Annotated in this window: 15 protein-coding genes; 6 read left to right on the top strand and 9 right to left on the bottom strand. The window is 60.7% G+C overall.

Going from position 1 to position 16,264, the window contains the following annotated elements; translation table 11 throughout:
* Nucleotides 1-11: 11 nt before the first annotated feature.
* The 4 genes from TU81_RS00075 to norR all read right to left on the bottom strand — a co-directional run bounded on the left by TU81_RS00075 (nt 12) and on the right by norR (nt 4,301).
* Nucleotides 12-1,247 carry a molybdopterin molybdotransferase MoeA gene (locus tag TU81_RS00075; RefSeq protein WP_048392489.1) on the bottom strand — a complete coding sequence of 412 codons (1,236 nt, stop codon included), beginning with the start codon at nt 1,245-1,247 and terminating at the stop codon, nt 12-14.
* Entirely contained in the window at nt 1,244-1,798 is a 555-nt protein-coding gene (moaB, locus tag TU81_RS00070; RefSeq protein WP_048392487.1) for a molybdenum cofactor biosynthesis protein B, read from the bottom strand. The genes TU81_RS00075 and moaB overlap by 4 nt, the downstream gene beginning before the upstream one ends.
* 247 nt (nt 1,799-2,045) lie before the next feature.
* Nucleotides 2,046-2,693, bottom strand: coding sequence for a pyridoxamine 5'-phosphate oxidase (gene pdxH, locus TU81_RS00065; protein WP_030130723.1), 648 nt, complete (start codon nt 2,691-2,693; stop codon nt 2,046-2,048).
* Between the two features lie 78 nt (nt 2,694-2,771).
* Nucleotides 2,772-4,301: a nitric oxide reductase transcriptional regulator NorR gene (norR, locus tag TU81_RS00060; RefSeq protein ID WP_038982827.1), complete on the bottom strand. Its 1,530-nt coding sequence runs from the start codon at nt 4,299-4,301 to the stop codon at nt 2,772-2,774.
* 154 nt (nt 4,302-4,455) lie between these two features.
* Between norR and ytfE the strand changes: the two genes are divergently transcribed.
* On the top strand, nt 4,456-5,130 hold the full coding sequence (ytfE, locus tag TU81_RS00055) for an iron-sulfur cluster repair protein YtfE (protein ID WP_008075057.1): 675 nt from the start codon (nt 4,456-4,458) through the stop codon (nt 5,128-5,130).
* A gap of 75 nt (nt 5,131-5,205) precedes the next feature.
* Here the strand turns inward: ytfE and TU81_RS00050 are convergent, their stop codons facing one another.
* Both TU81_RS00050 and TU81_RS00045 read right to left on the bottom strand, forming a co-directional pair.
* Nucleotides 5,206-5,643, bottom strand: coding sequence for a CopD family copper resistance protein (locus TU81_RS00050; RefSeq protein WP_048392484.1), 438 nt, complete (start codon nt 5,641-5,643; stop codon nt 5,206-5,208).
* A gap of 28 nt (nt 5,644-5,671) precedes the next feature.
* Nucleotides 5,672-6,862, bottom strand: a complete 1,191-nt coding sequence (locus TU81_RS00045) for an NnrS family protein (RefSeq protein WP_048392482.1) — start codon at nt 6,860-6,862, stop codon at nt 5,672-5,674.
* 617 nt (nt 6,863-7,479) lie between these two features.
* Here TU81_RS00045 and TU81_RS00040 point away from each other — a divergent pair.
* Both TU81_RS00040 and TU81_RS00035 read left to right on the top strand, forming a co-directional pair.
* The gene (locus TU81_RS00040; protein WP_008075049.1) at nt 7,480-8,163 is read left to right on the top strand and encodes a Crp/Fnr family transcriptional regulator; all 684 of its coding nucleotides are present in this window, start codon (nt 7,480-7,482) and stop codon (nt 8,161-8,163) included.
* 5 nt (nt 8,164-8,168) lie between these two features.
* Nucleotides 8,169-8,360, top strand: a complete 192-nt coding sequence (locus TU81_RS00035) for a protein DnrP (protein ID WP_082157804.1) — start codon at nt 8,169-8,171, stop codon at nt 8,358-8,360.
* 218 nt (nt 8,361-8,578) lie between these two features.
* Here TU81_RS00035 and TU81_RS00030 read toward each other — a convergent pair whose 3' ends face one another.
* The 3 genes from TU81_RS00030 to TU81_RS00020 form a co-directional block, all read right to left on the bottom strand.
* On the bottom strand, nt 8,579-10,420 hold the full coding sequence (locus TU81_RS00030; protein ID WP_048392476.1) for a nitric oxide reductase activation protein NorD: 1,842 nt from the start codon (nt 10,418-10,420) through the stop codon (nt 8,579-8,581).
* 78 nt (nt 10,421-10,498) lie between these two features.
* Nucleotides 10,499-11,926: a cbb3-type cytochrome c oxidase subunit I gene (locus TU81_RS00025; RefSeq protein WP_030130715.1), complete on the bottom strand. Its 1,428-nt coding sequence runs from the start codon at nt 11,924-11,926 to the stop codon at nt 10,499-10,501.
* A gap of 3 nt (nt 11,927-11,929) precedes the next feature.
* Nucleotides 11,930-12,370, bottom strand: coding sequence for a c-type cytochrome (locus tag TU81_RS00020; protein WP_038982840.1), 441 nt, complete (start codon nt 12,368-12,370; stop codon nt 11,930-11,932).
* A gap of 300 nt (nt 12,371-12,670) precedes the next feature.
* On the opposite strand from TU81_RS00020, the gene tssI reads away from it, so the two are divergent.
* The 3 genes from tssI to TU81_RS00005 form a co-directional block, all read left to right on the top strand.
* Nucleotides 12,671-14,671 (top strand): type VI secretion system Vgr family protein, encoded by a 2,001-nt coding sequence (gene tssI, locus TU81_RS00015; RefSeq protein ID WP_048393556.1) that lies wholly within the window; start codon nt 12,671-12,673, stop codon nt 14,669-14,671.
* Complete coding sequence (locus TU81_RS00010) at nt 14,668-15,534, top strand: DUF4123 domain-containing protein (protein WP_048392467.1); 867 nt, start codon at nt 14,668-14,670, stop codon at nt 15,532-15,534. The genes tssI and TU81_RS00010 overlap by 4 nt, the downstream gene beginning before the upstream one ends.
* The coding region (locus TU81_RS00005; RefSeq protein ID WP_048392466.1) for a toxin VasX at nt 15,531-16,264 on the top strand (734 nt) is incomplete at its 3' end. The genes TU81_RS00010 and TU81_RS00005, both read left to right, overlap by 4 nt.

Raw genomic sequence — 16,264 nt, 5'->3', positions numbered from 1 at the left:
ATCAATTGCCATCAATGCATCAGGTCGGCGAAGGACAGGAACATTACGTTGTCGTGCTTGAGCACTTGCTGCTCGCACTCGATCACCGCCAGGCCATCGGCCCAGCACGCGGCGGTCAACATCGCCGAGCTTTGCTGAGGGTGCAGTTCCACGCTCAACTGGCCGTCGGCGCCGGGTGTCAATCTGGCCCGCAGGTACTGCCGACGCTTGTTACGCTGCAACCAGTCGAACCCGGCTGGCACGGCCAACGGCACCGGCAGTACGTCAGTCACGCCTTGGGCCCTGAGCAGGAACGGACGCACCACCACCAACGCGGTAATCAGCGCCGCCGACGGATTTCCCGGCATGCCGATCCACGGTTTGCCGGCCACTTCACCAAAGGCCAGTGGCTTGCCCGGCTGGATGGCCAGCCGCCAGAAATCGACGTTGCCCAGTTCCTCGATCGCCTGCTTGAGGTGATCTTCCTCGCCCACCGACACGCCACCGGAACTCAACAGCAAGTCGCACTCCGAAGACGCCAGGCTCAAGGCATGCCGGCTGGCTGCCAACTCATCGACCATGACGCCATAGTCGTGCACCTCGACGCCCCAGCCGCGCAACAACGCGGCGAGGCAATACCGGTTGCTGTTGTAAATCTGCCCCGGCGCCAACGGATCACCCGGTTCACGCAGTTCGTTACCGCTGCTGAGCAGGCACACTTGCAACGGCCGATAGACCTCGACCCGCGCGATACCAGCGCCAGCCAGCAACCCCAGTTCTTGTGCGCGCAGGCGTTTACCGGCCTTGAGCAGCAGATCCCCGCAGCGAACTTCCTCACCCTCCTTGCGCACATGGTCGCCAACGGATACAGGCGGGAACCAGACGTGTTCGCCCTCGACCCGACAGCGCTCTTGCGGCACGACGGTATCGGCGCCCGGTGGCAATGGCGCGCCGGTAAAGATCTGCACCGCCTGCTGCGCGAGCAAGGGCGTGCACGCTTGATCCCCCGCCGCAATGCGCCCGCCAATCGACAAAGAGCCACCCGCCTGGGGCAAGTCAGCCGCCCTGAGGGCATAGCCGTCCATGGCACTGTTGTCCCAGGCCGGCAGGTTCACCGGGGAATGAATGTCCGCCGCCAGCACCCGCCCCATGGCTTGATCCAGACGAACCATTTGCGCCAGGGGCGGCGGCGGTGCCTGGTCCAGCAGACGGCTGATGGCCTCGTCCACCGGCATCAGCTTGCCGATGTCGCATACCCGGCCGGTCATGGGCGCGTCCCGCAGGCGTCGATGACCCGCTGCGCTTGCGGTTTCAAATGCGGGGCGAAATTGCACGGGCCGGTGCGACTGTCCAGTTGTTCGAGCAGAATCTTGTTCCAGGCAGTCCGGCAGGCACCCGGCGAGCCTGGAACGCAACACACCAGTACGCCGTTACTCATGCCGGCCAGTGCCCGGGACTGCAGGCTGGACATGCCGATTTCCTCCAGAGACACCTGACGGAACAATTCGCCGAAGCCTTCCACATGTTTGTCCAGCAATGGCAAGACCGCTTGCGGTGTGTTGTCGCGAGCGGTGAAACCGGTGCCGCCGGTCATCAACAACACTTGCACCTTGGGGTCGGCAATCCACCGGGAAACGGTGGCGCGGATCTGATAAATGTCGTCCTTGACCAGATCACGATCGATCAACACATGCCCGGCTGTTTGCAGCAAATCCGTCAGGGTCTGCCCCGACGTGTCGGTGTCAAAAGTGCGCGTATCGCTGATGGTCAGTACGGCGATGTTCAGGGGTTCAAACGTGCGTTGCGCCAGATGGGCCATATCCAGGTCTTCCCGTAGATGAGGGTATGGCCCGAAGCCTGAACCGGAATGGTGAGCGAGCCTATTCCTCCAAGGAGGTACCTCGTCGGGGACATAGAGAGAATGTGCCGGGCACAAAACCTGTGGGAGCGGGCTTGCTCGCGAATGCGGTGTGTCAAACAACATTAATGTCGACTGACACACCGCATTCGCGAGCAAGCCCGCTCCCACATTGTCCTCCGTCGCTACAGGTTCTGCGCAATGGGGCTTAAGGCGCCAACCGGCTTCGCTTCCACAGACCATCACGCAACCGGTAATCGAGTCGATCATGCAAGCGGTCGGCCCGCCCCTGCCAGAACTCCAGACGTTCAGGGTGCAGGCAGTAGCCGCCCCAATGCTCGGGACGCGACACGGTCTGGCCAACGAAGCGCTTGATGGTTTCCGCCAGCATCGATTCCAGCGCTGCGCGACTGGCCAGCGGACGGCTTTGCGGTGAAGCCCAGGCACCCAGGCGACTGGCCATGGAGCGAGAATCGAAGTACGCATCCGACAACGCCGGATCGAGCCTGGACACCTGCCCTTCGATACGCACCTGACGCTCCAGCCCCGGCCAGAAAAACGTCATCGCGGCATAGGGATTGGCGGCCAGTTGCTGACCTTTATCACTCTGGTAATTGCCGAAAAAAGTAAAACCTTCATCGCTCAACCCCTTGAGCAGCAGAACCCGACAGTGCGGCCGTCCTTCAGGGTCGACCGTCGCCAGCACCATGCTATTGGCCTCGACAGGTGCGCACTCGGTGTCGCGGGCCTGTTGCAGCCATTGCCGGAACATCGCCAGCGGATCATCCAGCGCAGCCTCATCTTGCAGGCCATTAAGGGTGTAGTTACGGCGCATCTGAGCCAGGGAAAGCGGCATGACGGTGATCTCCGGAAGGTTTTACGCAGTGTGCGAGGCACTGCGCGAGACCACCTTGACCGCCATCAACACTGTCGCCTACTTGAGACGCAGCCGCCGCGCCAGTTTGTGCAGGTTGCTGGGGTCGACTTCCAGGATTCGCGCGGCGCTGGCCCAGTTTTCCCCGGACAGGCTCAGGGCCTGGAGGATTTTCTTGCGCTGGTAATCGTCGACGGCTTCGCCCAAGGGCTGGAACGGCAGATCAGCCGTAACGTCCGGGGATGGTTCGACCACCGCCCCCGATGCCGCCATCGCGCTGTCGAGATCGAGAATTTCAGGCTCCAGCGTCATGATCAACGCGCGACTCGTACCGCGACTGAGCTGCTTCAACGCGGCCCGACTGATCACGTGTTCCAGTTCACGCACATTGCCCGGCCAGGTATAAAGCAGCAGCGCGCGCTCGGCCGCCGGCGACAGGCGCAAACCACGCAGGCCGAGCCGCGCCCGATTGAGTTCAAGGAAATGCCCGGCCAGCATCAACACATCATTACCGCGCTCGCGCAGCGGCGGAATCGGCACCGGATACACCGAGAGCCGGTGATACAGATCGGCGCGAAACAAGCCGTCGCGGATGCTGTCCGGCAGGTGCCGGTTGGTGGCGGCGATGATGCGCACATCGACGTGCAGCGGCTTGTCGGCGCCGAGGCGCTGGATTTCGCCGTTCTGCAGGGTGCGCAGCAACTTCGCTTGCACGGCCAATGGCAATTCACCGACTTCATCGAGAAACAGCGTGCCACCGTTGGCGGCATCAAAGCGTCCGGCACGGTCACTGGTGGCGCCGGAAAACGCGCCTTTGACATGCCCGAACAACTCACTCTCTGCCAGCGACTCCGGCAAAGCGGCGCAGTTAACGTGTATCAGCGGTTTGTGGTGGCGCCTAGAAAGACGATGCAAGCGCCGGGCGAACAGCTCTTTGCCGACGCCGGTCTCGCCCAACAGCAACACCGGCAGATCGGAGTCGGCCAGTACATCCAGCTCATTGAGCAACTGATGCAATACCTCACTCTGCCCGAGGATCTCGCCCTCCTCGACCGGCATTCGCAAGTCTTGGGGATCGCTGCGGGACAGGCGCAAGCTGCGGTTTTCCTGTTCCAGTCGGGTGACCCGCACGGCGGCTTCGATCTGCAAGGTACAGCGCTTGAGCTCTTCCCGCGCCCGGCTGTCGAAGGTCCCGGCGTGCAGCGCATCGAGAGTGATCGCACCCCAGATCCGCCCCTCGACATACAGGCTCACGCCCATGCAGTCATGCACCGGCAGCGGTTCGCCGACGTGGTTATCGAGCAAGCCGTCATAGGGGTCCGGCAGGCGACTGTCGGGTTCGAACCAGGTCGGCTCGCGCGACGCCATGATTGCCGCCAGCCGGGGATGTTGGGCGATGACGAACCGGCGCCCCAACGCTTCATGAACCAGCCCCACTGTCGCCACGGGCCTGAGGCTGTCGTCATCCAGACGCAACAAGCCTACGGCACCACTGTTGAAGTATTCGCGCAGGGTCTGGACCAATCGTTGCAACCGCACGGCATTGGGCAACTCGACGATCAGGTCGGCTGCCAGGCTTTCTCGCAGCATGGTAGTAATCACCCTCTATGGTTGGATTCACCCTAAAGCGTCAGGGTGCCTATCACCACAACTAAAAATTAATCGATGTTTTTCAATCACTTAAATATGGCATGCCGGATGCAATGGACCTGGAGAACCGTTGAAACCCAAACAAGGAACCCTGATGAGCCAGACCCTATTGGAACAAAGCCTCGGCCAACTGGCCTGCGACATTCCCGGTGCCACCCGGATCTTCCACACCTTCAAACTGGACTTCTGTTGCGGCGGGCATAAAAGCCTGCGTGAAGCGGCCCTTGGCAAAAACCTCGATCCGGTCCTGATTGCCGACGCCCTGAACATTCTGCAAGACGCCGGTGAAACCCAGCACGACTGGCGTAACGAACCTTTGGAACTGTTGATCGCCCACCTTCTGGCGCGCTACCACGCCCGCCACCGCGAGCAATTGCCGGAACTGATCCGCCTGGCCCGCCGCGTCGAGCAGGTCCATGGTGCGCGCAGCAGTTGCCCCAACGGCCTGGCCGATCTTCTGACCGACATGCAACAAGAGCTCGAAGGCCACATGCTCAAGGAAGAACAGGTGTTGTTCCCGATGCTGCAACAAGGCATCGGTGCTCAAGCGGCGCCGCCGATCCAGGTGCTGCGCTTCGAACATGATCAACATGGCGAAGCCCTGGAAAAAATGCTCGCCCTGACCAATCACATCATCCCGCCTGCCGATGCCTGTAACACCTGGCGCGCCCTCTATCGCGGGCTGCTGGAATTCAAAGACGACCTGATGCAACACATCCATCTGGAAAACAACGTGCTGTTCATCAACGCCCTGAACCCTCGTCACTGATCAATTGCCTGTCACACCCAACCCGCGCCAGCCCACCGGTTGAAGCGGGTTTTGTTTATCCGGAACGGCTTGTGATCAGCCATGCCAATAGAACATCGCCTTGGCCAGGATCACGATCAACACCATGTGCCCGAGGATGCTGCGGCGAATCCAGCTGGCGCGAGTCGCGGTCAGGCGCGCGTGGGTCAGCCAATAGGCCAGCAGCAAGTAATGGCCGATGATGCTCAGGGCCAGGATAATTTTCAGACTCAACAACGTGCCAAAATTGCTGGCCAGCGGCTGACTCAATGCGCCTCGGTACTGCCACGCCAGGCCGATGCCGGCGCCATACAACAACAGCACTACGCCATGCAGTACTTTGCGCGAACGCACGGCAATCGCCTGATCCGCCGTGGATTGCGCGGTATCCGCCAACTGCTGGCGCGCTCGATGCCAGATGACCACCTCGAAAAACAGTGTGCCGATGAAGGCAATCGCTGCCAGCAAATGCGTGACCAGTAAAAAGGGATACATCAGCGCCCGCCTCTGTCAGTTCGCGTGCTCATCCAGGATGACCGTCGACCCGGGCCCGCAGCAGCATCGGCCCATAGCGCCAGGCGTACAGCGCAAACGCCAGTGCCCAGCACAGACCGGCCAACCACAATGCCGGCAAGGGAAAGAACTCGATCAACACGACCCGGCTCAGGCACGCGAGGTTGAGCAAGATGAACGCCAGGGTCATCCCCGATGGCGGCTCGAGCGCACGGCCGGTATGCCCGAGGCTGACTCGGGCGATCATCGCCAGCACCAGGCCGCCCATGGCACCGATGGTCAGGCAATGCACCGCCAGACTCGGGTTGATCGGCACGCCGAAATGCCACAGCGCCATCCCCAAACAAGCCACCGCCAACCAGCCATAAGCCAGGTACAACGACCACAGCAACGGCACGTGCCAGAGGGCGCGATCATGCCAGCGAACCAGGCGCACCAGATGCCCTGCGGTCAACACGGCGAACAACAGGCCCACCCAGAGATTGGGGGCAAGCGCAGGTCCGACGGCATATAACAACGCCACGAGGGGCGAGCCAATCAGCAGCAGCCAATCCAGCCAGGGCCAAGGGGTAACGCCATCGACCTTGCCGAGGCCACGCTGGATGAAGAACGGAATCACCCGCCCACCGATCAACCCCATCATCGCCGCCACCAGCCAAATGCCGGTCAGCACGCCTTGGCGCTGCCAGCCTTCATGTCCTTCGACCAGGCCGTACAGGGACAACCCGTCGGCCGCCGCTAACAAGAGCAACACCACCACAATCGGGTAGTTACGTTTCTGCCGCACCTTCCACAAGGTGAAGCCCATGAGGACCGCCACCGCCAACGGGAACGCCAGTTCCAGCACCGCGAGCAACGGCCACGGTGCATTGACCAGCCAGGCCACGCGCGCCAATAACCACAGCAGCGCCAGAGCGGCCAACGGTTTACCGCTGAGGCCGGGGCGACCGGTCCAGGTCTGCACGGCCGTCAGCAGAAAGCCCGCGATAATCGCCAAGCCGAACCCGAACAGCAATTCATGCCGATGCCAGCCCAGCCAACCGCCTGCCGGCTGCCAGTCGGAAATCGAACCACCAAAAGCCGCCAGCCACAGCGGAATGGCCAGCACCGCCAACAGGCAGCCGGCGAGGAAAAACGGCCGAAAGGCCAGCCGTAACAGCGGCGCGATTGCCATCGCTTTACGGCGGTCAAGCACTTGCATAAAGCCACTCCTCTACCTGTTTGCTGACCTGGCGCCAATCCGCACGCGCCGAGGTAAATCCATGGGCAATCATCGGGTATTACCGATTCATTGCCTTTGTCATAGATCAAGTGTGCAAGGGACGTGCCCCGATGCTCATTCGAACCTGTCTGGACTGGGAGCATGGTGGCCCTGTGGCGAGGGGGCTTGCCCCCGTTGGAGTGCGAAGCGCTCCCAGAATCGGCATCCCCGGCGCGTCAGATAGAACCCCTCAGCCGGTTTTACGACTGCTGCGCAGCCGAACGGGGGCAAGCCCCCTCGCCACAAAGGTGATCGGTCGTCAGGGTAAAAATGACCATTTGAGGGTTATTTAAACCCTACACAGCATAGTCTTTTTTACCCTCACGCCTGAGAGCCCCAATAAGCAGGGCCCTCCAAGCCTGGCCCGCGTCTTGCTCAGCATGGGCAACCTTTTAAAAATCCTAGATCCCTCTCGATTACCCGGAGTCGTCATGAAAAAAGTCATCCAGCCACTGGCCTGGTTTGTTGTGTTGACCTCAATCCTGGCCCTGGCCAGCGGCGTATCCCTGGGTCTCGTCTGACCTGATCCCCCTTCTCTATTTTCAGGATGAATTCTCATGGTGCTTCATCGCGTCCATCACCAGATTCTGCGCAGTCATCACTTGTTCGAGCCGTTGAACGAAGAACAGCTGGATGAACTGATGAGTACCAGCCACTTGCTGAGCATCGACAAGGGCGAGCCGTTGTTCCGTCAGGGTGAGCCGGCCGATTCGTTCTATTTCATCATTGCCGGCGCGGTGAAAATCTACCGGCTGACACCCGATGGGCAGGAGAAAGTGTTTGAGGTCATCAGCGATCGACAAACCTTCGCCGAGGCGATGATGCTGATGGACACCCCGAACTATGTGGCCTCGGCCGAAGCGATCTGCCCCACCCAGCTCTACCGGTTATCCAACAGCACTTACATGCGCCTGCTGCAGAGCAACAGTCGGCTGACCTTTGCACTACTGGGCAAGCTCTGCGTTCGCTTGCATCAACGGGTCAACGAAATCGAGACCCTGTCACTGAAAAACGCCACCCACCGGGTCGTGCGCTATCTGCTGACGCAACTGGTGCGCCAGCAAACCGTTGACAGCCAATTCGAGCTGCCGATGGCCAAGCAACTGATTGCCGGGCATCTGTCGATCCAGCCGGAAACCTTTTCGCGGATCATTCGCCGCTTGATCGATGAAAACATCATCACTCAGGACGGCCGTCAGATCGCCATTCTTGATCGCTTGCGCCTGGAACAGTTCGAGTGAGTGCCATGCCCGTCTGCCTGTATTGCCAACACGCCAACCCACCACAAGAAATCGAGTGCCGCCAATGCGGCATGCCCCTGCCGGCATTGGCCGTACTTGCAGCGCAACGTCGGTTGCGCCGATTCAAGTGGTTCTGCATCGGCCTGACAATCTTCTGCGTGACGATGTTTTTCTGGCTGCCGCGCAGCATCTCCTGATGCCATACCGCAATTTTCAATCCCACACCTGTGGCGAGGGGGCTTGCCCCCCGTTCGGCTGCGAAGCAGTCGTAAAAACAGCCAGTGTGTTTTATCTGCCACAACGTGATCACCAGGTTAGGGCCGCTTCGCGACCCAACGGGGGCAAGCCCCCTCGCCACAGAGTCTGCGCTTTGCAGGCTCGGCAGTTGCTACATGTACCCAGGTGGCCAAGGACATCACGGTTGAGTCAGCTGGCGGTACAACTGCGGCAAGCGCAGAGGTAACTGCTCAGGCTGACGGATCAAGGTGTAGCCATTGGCGCCAAACATGTACGGCAGGTAATCCCCGGCCTCGCGATCGATCGTGATACAGAACGGCGTCAGCCCCTGACGCCGCGCCTCCAGCACCGCCTCGCGGGTGTCTTCAACACCGTAGCGGCCCTCATACAAATCCAGATCATTCGGTTTGCCATCCGTGAGCAGCAGCAACAGTTTGCTGCGCCGCTTGCTCGTGCCCAGTAGTTGCGTGGCCTGGCGAATGGCGGCGCCCATGCGCGTGTAATACCCCGGTTTGAGCCCTTGAATGCGACCTCGGGTGTTGTCGTCATAACGCTGGGTGAACGACTTGAGTTCCTGCATGCGCACTTGCTGACGACGTAGCGAGGAAAACCCGTACAAGGCGAAATCATCACCCAGCACCGACAAGGTTTCGCCGAACAGCAGCAGGCTGTCGCGGATGACATCGATGACGCGGTGCTCATCGTTCAGGTGGGCGTCGGTGGACATCGACACGTCGGCCAGCAACAGACACGCCAGGTCGCGGCGGGTCTGCCGTTGCTCCATGAACAGACCGCGTTCGGCACACTGGCCATGCTCGCGCTCAACGTGAAAATCCAGCCAGGCCTGCATGTCGAGCTCTGAGCCCTGAGGTTGCTGGCGTAACCACTGGCGGTCATTACGCAGATGCTCGAATTGGCGCCGCAAGCGGTGCGCCGAGGCCTTCAGCCGTAAAGGCAATGGCTGTGCCTCACAGTCGCGGGGCACCATCATTTGCAGATTGACGAAGCTGTCCTGCATTTGTTGTTTGCGGTAGTCCCACTCCGGCAACTTGATGCCCTCGCCGAGGGGAATATCGTCGATATCGGCCGGTGGCAAATCCAGGTGCAGCTTGAGACCGCCGCCCTTGCGCAGACGGGTGCGCGACAGACTCAATTCGTCCAGGTCCTCGGCGACTCTGGCCGCGTCCGGGTCTTCGCTGTCGTCCGACCAGCGATCCAGGTCGACGTGCTCGGTCCAGCTGAACAGGTTCTCCAGGCGCACGATTAACAACCCGCCTTCACGGCTGCTTTCATCGATCCGCTTGGCTCGTTTGCTTCCGCCTTTCTGCTCGCCGGGTGGCGTGGTCAAAGACTCTTCGGATTCATCGCCCAGATCGGCAGCCTGCGGGCTGGCGAGGTTTTGTGGCGGGTACAACCACAGCGGCAGCGGCCACGCGGCCCGTTCGCTGCGGGGGAAATGTTCGACACTGCCGGGCTCGCGCAACGCCTGGCATAACGCCCGTTCCAATGCCGCTTCGCTGGCGTTCAACGAGGCCGGATCGGGGCGCAATTGCAGATGGGCATCGACCAGTCGTTTGTAACGAGCACGCAGCGCGGGATAGCGCCGCAACAACTGTTGCGTCCAGCGCTGATTATCCCGCCCCCAGTGGCGCATCTGCCCGGCCTGTGCCGCCAGCAATGCGAGCCAGCGATAGAGTTCCTCGTTCAGTGCGACTTCAGGAAACACCGCCAGGCTCGATGGCAGCCGCAAATTACTCGCGTCACACCACGCCAACGGTACTTGTTTGCAGGTGCCGGCGATCTGCTGCAACACGTTTCGGCGCAACAGCAGATCGCGGTCGCTGGCGGCTTCCACACCAATGCCATTGGCACCGCCCATGGCACGAAACAACAGCGCCAGCGGGCGTTGCTGGCTGGCCAATTCAACCCGTGCTTCAGGGAAGTCCGGGCTGGCGCGCCGGGTGATGAAACGATGCCAGACACTGCCTACCCACTCTTCCAGTTCGACGGTAAACGCCATGATGCTTGCCCTTCCTGGAAACCAAAAAAACGGCCCGCTGTATCAGCCGGGCCGACCTTTTCTAGCCGTTACACCGGTTCATGAAGGAACCACCGCAGCCGGGGCGCGCAACGCGGCGCGGCTACGCTGCTTGAAGCTGAACAGGTAACACGCGAGCCCGGCGAAGAACCCGAGACCGGCACCCAGACGCGCCCAGAACAGCACCTGCAGATGTTCGACCGTGGCCATGAATGGCAACGCGATCCCGTCGGCCTGCCAGCGTTGCAGGTAAACCTGGACGACACCGGCAGCGGTGAGGAACAGCGTGATCATCACCATCGACAAGGTCATCAACCAGAAGCCCCAGATTTCGTAGGTCTGTGAACGCTCATCAGCGGCTTCACCCAACCCGCGCAACCGCGGCATGGCGTAGCTGATCAAGGTCATCACGATCATCGCGTAAGCACCGTAGAAGGCCAGGTGCCCATGCGCCGCCGTCAGTTGCGAACCGTGGGTGTAGAAGTTGACCGGTGCCAGGGTGTGCAGAAAACCCCAGACGCCCGCACCGAAGAACGCGGTGACCGTGGTGCCCTTGGCCCACAGTGTGGCGGCGCGGTTCGGGTGTTGCCGGCGACGGTTCTTCACCATGCTGAAGGCGAAGATCACCATGGCCAGGAACGGCAGCGGTTCGAGTGCCGAGAAGATTGAACCGACCCACAACCAAACCTCAGGCGCACCAATCCAGAAGAAGTGGTGACCGGTGCCGATAATCCCGGTAATCAGCGCCATGGCGATGATCACGTACAACCATTTCTCCACGACTTCCCGGTCGACACCGGTGATCTTGATCAGGACAAAAGCGAGCATCGACCCCATGATCAGTTCCCACACGCCTTCCACCCAAAGATGCACCACCCACCACCAGTAGAACTTGTCGCGGGCCAGGTTGCCGGGGTTATAGAAGGAGAACAGGAAGAACACCGCAAGGCCGATCAGCCCGGTCATCATCACCATGCTGACGGTGGTCTTGCGACCTTTGAGCAGGGTCATGCCGATGTTGTAAAGGAAGCCCAGGCACACCACCACAATGCCCATCTTGGTGATGGTCGGCTGCTCCAGGAACTCCCGGCCCATGGTCGGCAGCAACTCATTGTGAGTCAGTTTGGCCAGGCCCGCATAAGGCACCAGCAGGTAGCCGAGGATCGTCAACACGCCCGCGGCGGCGAATACCCAGAACAGAATGATCGCCAACTTCGGACTGTGCAGTTCGCGGTCGGCCTCTTCCGGAATCAGGTAGTAGGCAGCGCCCATGAAGCCGAACAGCAGCCAGACGATCAGCAGGTTGGTGTGCACCATCCGCGCCACGTTGAAGGGAATGATCGGGAACAGAAAGTCTCCCACCACGTATTGCACGCCCATGATCAAACCGAACAGCACCTGACCGAGAAACAGCATCAGGGCAAACACGAAGTACGGTTTGGCCACGGCTTGCGAGGCGAATTTCAGATGCGGATTAGCAATGCTCATCGCTTAGCCCTCCTTGTTTGGCGGCCAGCCATTGGTGTTGATGTTCGAACTCCATTTGAGGAACTCGGCGATGTCATCCACCTCCTGCTCGCTCAACTTGAACTGCGGCATCGCTCGCCGACCCGGTACGCCCAGCGGCTGCATTTTCATCCAGGCATGCAGAAAGGGTTTGAAGCCCGCCTCCCCGCCGCGCCGCTGGAACACATTGCCCAGCTCAGGCGCAAAGTAGGCGCCCTCGCCCAGCAGCGTATGGCAGCCGATGCAGTTGTTTTGCTCCCAGACCGTCTTGCCGCGGATCACTGATTCAGTTAACTGCGCTTCATTGCTGCGCTCTGGAAAGGTCTGTTCCGTGTGATAGGTCAAGGCCAGGAATATCAGGAAGAAGAAGATGCTTCCCCCGAAGTAGATATTCCTGGCCATGCCTTTGGTGAAGGTCTCTGACATGGTCGCTTCCTCTTTGCTTGGCGTGCCCATGATAGGAAGCGAAGGGTTGAAACCTGCTTGATGGCGATCAAGAAAGGCAGATGGTTTTGGTCGGGTATTGGCGCCAGAAAGCTCACCGGTGGCGATGCCTGCTCGCGACTTTACTTTGTTTCCTACGGAGCTTTCCTCGTCAGGTCGGAGCCTTCGACAACGATCCGGCTTAACGGAAGCGTCCTACGCTAAACATGGACTCGTCTGACATCACCAATTTGTCGATCCACGCACAGTTCCGTGTATTCAAATAGACACAGGGACATGTGGATGTTCAGCGCCGCCGAACCCGTCGTTTTCACACTCGACATTGAAGGTTTTCCCCACGACCTTCAGGTACTCGAGTTCCGCGCCAAGGAAGCGCTCAACCAGCCCTACGAAGTCAATCTCGAACTGGTCAGCGAACGCCCCGACCTCGACCTCGACGACCTGATGCATCGCTCGGCTTTTCTGCGCTTCGGTCCTGACGGCGCCGGCATTCATGGGCAGGTCTATCAAATCGCCCAAGGCGATTCAGGCAAACGCCTGACCCGCTATCAGATGACCCTGGTGCCCCACCTCGCCTATCTCACCCACTGCCACAACCAGCGTATTTTTCAGCACCAGAGCGTGCCGCAAATCATTGCCAGCGTGCTGAAAGACCAAGGAATGCAGGCCGATACCTGGCGCTTTCAGTTGAGCGCCGAGTACCGGCCACGGCTGTATTGCGTTCAGTACGAGACGGCCCTGCACTTCGTTCAAAGGCTGTGTGAGGAAGAAGGTTTGCACTTTCACTTTCAGCACAGCGCTAATGGGCATGTGCTGGTGTTCGGCGACGATCAGACCAGCTTTTCGAAACCAGACCAGTCAACCGCGTACAGGCAAGACAGCGGTATGGTCGCCGAAGCGCCGGTGATTGACCAATTCAAGCTGCGCCTGAATACCCGCCCGACCCACATCAGCCGGCGTGATTACGACTTCGAAAAACCGCGCCTGCAACTGGACAGCGAAACTGAAGTCCCGCCGCAGCCGCACCTTGAGGACTACACCTTTCCAGGCCAGTTCACCCATCGAGACCGTGGTAAACATCTGGCCAATCGGGCATTGGAGCGCCACCGCGCCGATTACCGGCGAGCCGATGGGCGCAGTGATCAAAGCGCTATGCGCAGCGGCCATTTTGTCGAGATGACCGAGCACCCACGCGCTGACCGCAATGGCCTGTGGTTGTTGACTGAAGTCGAGCATGTCGGCTTACAACCCCAAGTGTTGGAAGAGTCGATCACCGACAGTCATCCGCAGGATGGCTTCAGTCAGGGCTACCGTAACCACTTTGTCGCCACACCGTGGGACGTGGTATTCCGACCGGCCCTTGAACACCCCAAGCCTCGGATAACGGGCAATCAGCATGCAGTCGTCACGGGGCCGCCCGGTGAAGAGATTTATTGTGATCAGTACGGTCGGGTCAAAGTCCAGTTGCTCTGGGACCGCGACGGCCGGCACAACGAACAATCGAGTTGCTGGCTGCGAGTCGCCACTGGCTGGGCCCATGACTGTTACGGCAGCGTACAGATCCCGCGAGTCGGCATGGAAGTGCTGGTGGGTTTCACTGATGGCGATCCAGACAAACCCGTCGTCGTTGCCTGCCTGCCCAACGCCGCGACACCGGTACCACTGGATTTGCCGGCCGAGCATACCCGTAGCATTTTTCGCAGTCAGAGCAGCCCCGGTGGGGGCGGTTACAACGAACTGCGCATCGAGGACCGAAAAGGCGCCGAAGAGATTGCCCTGCGAGCCCAGCGCGATTTCGTGCAGTTGGTCCTCAATGACGAACGCATTCAAGTCGACAACCAACGCACCGTGGTTATCGGCGGCCTCGCCAGCCACGACCTGCGCGGCGAAGAACATCACCTGACCCATGGCAACCGCCTGACCGAACTCAAACAGAATGACCACCTTTTGGTCCTTGGCGATCAGCATGTTCGGGTCACCAGTCAGCAATTCAGCGCCCTGCAAGAGATTCACCTCAGCGCCGGGCAACAAATCGTCATCAATGGCGGAACGCGCCTGGCGCTCATGGGTGGCGGTCAATGGCTGACGCTGGGGCCGGAAGGTATTTTCAGCAGCGTGCCGATTCTGCAGGGTGGTTCCCGGCCCATGAGCATGCCGGCGGAGCCTCTGATACCGGGCGCCTTGCCCTTGCTGAAAGTGACATTCGACGCGGCCCGGCAACGCCATGCGCTGATTTCAACCCGCGCCTCGCGCTGTCTGATTTGCGAGGCCGCCCAAGCATGAGCCTCTCGACTTCCCTGCCTGAAGACCTGCCCTGGAGCGAGCAACAGGCTTTCCTGTTGCTGGACGGCACGACCTTCAGCGATTTGCCGCAGCGCTTGAAACAATTGAGTCCCGGCGCCAGTACCGTCGCGCTGTATGACTGCCCGTCGTTTACTGCGCTGCGGGATATCTCGCCGCTGTTGGTGGCCGTTCAACGACCTGACGAGCCCCTTGTCCAGTTTTATCTGGAGCACGCACACGAGGAATCGAGCGTACTGTTGTTCAGCCGGGACTCGGCGCACGCCGTCGCTGAGCACTTGCGCAAACTGCTGACGGTTGAATTGCCAGAGGGGATGCCGGTCTTGCTGCGACTGGCAGACGCCGCAGTGGCGCAGGCGTTGTTCGGCAGCGGCAATCAGCGATTGTTCGGTCCCATTGTCTGCGTGGTGATGGCTGACAGCGTCAGCGCGGATTGGCAGCGTCATCAACCGCGACTGCCCGAATGCCCGGAACTGACCACGCCCTATCGCCTGAGCCCTGAACTCAATGCAGCACTGGACCGGGTTGATCGGCGCCGCATGTTGCTCGAGCTCGACGCCCATTTGCTCAAATACTTTCCCGATCGCCATGGCGGCGAAACCGTGGCCCAGCGTTGGCCAATGCTGGAGCAACTGGAGGCCGAGGCCGGCGCTTTGGGCTTGAGCAGCCAATCCGAGCTTTTCCACTACGCCAACGTCATCGCCTCGCTGGATGGCTCACCGCTCGATCAGCACCCGCACATCAACCGATTGCTGCATACGCCGTCGCTGCAATCCCCCGGCGAGCGCGTTGCGCTGGCCGCTGACCTCGCCCACCAGTGGGCCAGCCAACGAGGCCACCCATGACTTCACCTGCCAACCTCGCCGCCGCGGCGGCCTCCAAATCCCCCATCGGCTCTCTGGGTGCCTGCCCCTTGCGCCAAACCCACGTGCAGCTGCTGCCCTTGCGTTACGGGCTGGTGGAAAAGCCCCTCGACCCGAGTGCCGAACTGAAGCTGCCGTATGCCCTGACGACCCGCCCGCTGGGCATTCGCATGCTGCGCGATGGCTGGTTGTACGTCATCGACAGCGTGACCGGCCACCTGCACGAATATCAGGTCCTCAACGGACTGGTCAGCGCCTTGCTGCACAAGGGCGCCAAGGTCGACAGCGATCAGCGCACGCCGATCGAAGAGCGTCCGGCACTGGTGTTTTCAAGGCGCAGCACCTTGCATGTGACCTTCGCCGAAGTGCAATGGACAGCGGCCAAATGCACGCAAGTGCTCGACAACCGCGAGGAACGCGAACACTTCATGCAGGCCGTCGATCTCGGCCCGGTGCATTGCCAAACCGGTGGCGAGCATCTGCTGACGGTCGCGCAAGGCAAGCAGTGGCTGGCAGAGATTGCGACCGATCCGGTCCTGCAGGCCCAAGCCGCACAAGACCGTGCGGAACAGGAAGCCGAGTCACCGCCGGACGCCGTTCTATTGCCGACGGTGCACGTCAGCGATGCCCCCGCGCACGAACGTGAACCGTATCTGTGGGAACAGCCTCGGCGCTTTCGCGAGGCGCACATTGGCGAGTTTCTCGGGCGGGT

Source organism: Pseudomonas lini, from assembly GCF_001042905.1.
In the GTDB taxonomy this organism is placed as follows: domain Bacteria; phylum Pseudomonadota; class Gammaproteobacteria; order Pseudomonadales; family Pseudomonadaceae; genus Aquipseudomonas; species Aquipseudomonas lini.
This window is presented reverse-complemented; position numbering and strand designations above follow the sequence as displayed.

Coding starts and splice junctions, on each gene's coding strand:
- norR (WP_038982827.1), bottom strand. CDS start 4,301: ATGCTGCGAGAAAGCCTGGCAGCCGACCTGATCGTCGAGTTGCCCAAT.
- TU81_RS00045 (WP_048392482.1), bottom strand. CDS start 6,862: ATGCAAGTGCTTGACCGCCGTAAAGCGATGGCAATCGCGCCGCTGTTA.
- TU81_RS00030 (WP_048392476.1), bottom strand. CDS start 10,420: ATGGCGTTTACCGTCGAACTGGAAGAGTGGGTAGGCAGTGTCTGGCAT.
- pdxH (WP_030130723.1), bottom strand. CDS start 2,693: ATGCCGCTTTCCCTGGCTCAGATGCGCCGTAACTACACCCTTAATGGC.
- TU81_RS00010 (WP_048392467.1), top strand. CDS start 14,668: ATGAGCCTCTCGACTTCCCTGCCTGAAGACCTGCCCTGGAGCGAGCAA.
- moaB (WP_048392487.1), bottom strand. CDS start 1,798: ATGGCCCATCTGGCGCAACGCACGTTTGAACCCCTGAACATCGCCGTA.
- TU81_RS00040 (WP_008075049.1), top strand. CDS start 7,480: ATGGTGCTTCATCGCGTCCATCACCAGATTCTGCGCAGTCATCACTTG.
- TU81_RS00050 (WP_048392484.1), bottom strand. CDS start 5,643: ATGTATCCCTTTTTACTGGTCACGCATTTGCTGGCAGCGATTGCCTTC.
- TU81_RS00020 (WP_038982840.1), bottom strand. CDS start 12,370: ATGTCAGAGACCTTCACCAAAGGCATGGCCAGGAATATCTACTTCGGG.
- tssI (WP_048393556.1), top strand. CDS start 12,671: ATGTTCAGCGCCGCCGAACCCGTCGTTTTCACACTCGACATTGAAGGT.
- ytfE (WP_008075057.1), top strand. CDS start 4,456: ATGAGCCAGACCCTATTGGAACAAAGCCTCGGCCAACTGGCCTGCGAC.
- TU81_RS00075 (WP_048392489.1), bottom strand. CDS start 1,247: ATGACCGGCCGGGTATGCGACATCGGCAAGCTGATGCCGGTGGACGAG.
- TU81_RS00025 (WP_030130715.1), bottom strand. CDS start 11,926: ATGAGCATTGCTAATCCGCATCTGAAATTCGCCTCGCAAGCCGTGGCC.
- TU81_RS00035 (WP_082157804.1), top strand. CDS start 8,169: ATGCCCGTCTGCCTGTATTGCCAACACGCCAACCCACCACAAGAAATC.